The 1,804-nt window shown below is 70.3% G+C and carries 2 pseudogenes; one reads left to right on the top strand and one right to left on the bottom strand.

The annotated features are described in order from the left end of the window. Positions 1-1,578 (bottom strand): annotated as a pseudogene (locus MFF42_RS25925) (FdhF/YdeP family oxidoreductase); the annotation flags it as partial. Here MFF42_RS25925 and MFF42_RS25930 point away from each other — a divergent pair. Then, a pseudogene (locus MFF42_RS25930) lies at positions 1,571-1,804 on the top strand (CbbBc protein); the annotation flags it as partial. The pseudogenes MFF42_RS25925 and MFF42_RS25930 sit on opposite strands and share 8 nt — an antisense overlap.

Genomic DNA, 1,804 nt, shown 5'->3' on the forward strand with positions numbered 1-1,804 from the left:
ACGACCGCTACCGCGGCGTCTACGGCGAGCGCCGCGGTAGCGGTCGTCGAGGCCGTAGATCGTGGTGTTGTACTGGTCGTGGCTGCGGAAGGTCTGCAGCACGAAGGTGTCGCCCTGCCGGCTCGCGCGCTGGTGCTCAGTCGCCACCGGCAGCGGCCCGCTGGAGAAGCCCGCCCGGCCGGTCGCCGTCTCGAACACCCGCTCGGCGGCGAGATTGCGCAGCATGAAGCCGCGCGGTCGGCGCACCCGGGTGTTGAAGCCGGCAAACCCCGGAATCGTCCGCTCGATCAGGTCGCGGATGCGATCGTAATCGTCGGCGAGGGCGGCCCAGTCGATCCGCTCGGAGCCGACGGCGGCGGCGGCCATGCCGGCGATGATGCCGATCTCCGAGCGCAGATGTGGCGAGGCGGGCTTGTTGATGCCGCCCGAGCCATGGACCATGCTCATCGAATCCTCGACGGTCACGATCTGCACCTTGCCCCGGCTGTTGCGGTCGATCTCCGTGCGGCCGAGGCAGGGCAGCAGGTAGGCGACCCGGCCCGGCACGAGGTGCGAGTGGTTGAGCTTCGTCGCGATGTGGACGGTGAGTTCGCACGCCGCGAGCGCCTTCTCGACCAGCCGCGTGTCCGGCGTGGCGCGCACGAAGTTGCCCCCGAGCCCGATGAAGGCCTTCGACGAGCCGTCGAGCATCGCGCCGATGGCGCCGAGCACGTTGTGGCCGTGCTGGCGCGGCGTCGTCAGACCGAATTCCTGGTCGAGCGCTTCGAGCAGGCCGAGCGGCGGCTTCTCGTTGATTCCGACCGTGCGGTCGCCCTGCACGTTGGAATGGCCGCGCACCGGGCACAGGCCCGCGCCGGGCCGGCCGATATGGCCGCGCAGGAACAGGAGGTTGGCGATCTCGCGGATCGTCGCCACCGAGTGGCGGTGCTGGGTCACGCCCATCGCCCAGGTCGCGATCACCCGGTCGGCCCCGAGATAGACGTCGGCCGCGGTCTCGATCGCCTCGCGGGTCAGGCCCGACTGGTCGAGGATCGCCTCCCACGCCGTCGCCTCGACCGCCGCGCGGTACTCGGCAAAGGCGCTGGTATGGGCGGCGATGAAGGCGTGGTCGAGGAGCGAGGGCTTGCCCGCCTCGATCGCCGCCGCGTCGCGGGCGAAGACGACCTTGGCGATGCCGCGGAAGGCGGCCATGTCGCCGCCGGGCTTCGGCTGGTAGTAGTGGCTGGCGATCGGGCGGCTCGCGCCGCGCAGCATCTCGACGCTGTTCTGCGGGTCGGCGAAGCGCTCCAGCCCGCGCTCGCGCACGGGGTTGAGCACCACGACCCGCGCGCCGCGCTCGGCGGCCCGGCGCAGGTCGCCCAGCATGCGCGGATGGTTGGTGCCGGGATTCTGGCCGACGACGAAGATCGCGTCCGCCTTCTCGAAGTCTTCGAGCAGCACCGTGCCCTTGCCGATGCCGATGGCCTGAACGAGGGCGATGCCGCTCGCCTCGTGGCACATGTTCGAGCAATCGGGGAAGTTGTTGGTGCCGTAGGCGCGGGCGAAGAGCTGGTAGAGGTAGGCCGCCTCGTTGGAGGCGGCCTACCTCTACCAGCTCTTCGCCCGCGCCTACGGCACCAACAACTTCCCCGATTGCTCGAACATGTGCCACGAGGCGAGCGGCATCGCCCTCGTTCAGGCCATCGGCATCGGCAAGGGCACGGTGCTGCTCGAAGACTTCGAGAAGGCGGACGCGATCTTCGTCGTCGGCCAGAATCCCGGCACCAACCATCCGCGCATGCTGGGCGACCTGCGCCGGGCCGCC

Origin of the sequence: Methylorubrum podarium, from assembly GCF_022179745.1 — a bacterium.
GTDB classification, from domain to species: domain Bacteria; phylum Pseudomonadota; class Alphaproteobacteria; order Rhizobiales; family Beijerinckiaceae; genus Methylobacterium; species Methylobacterium podarium.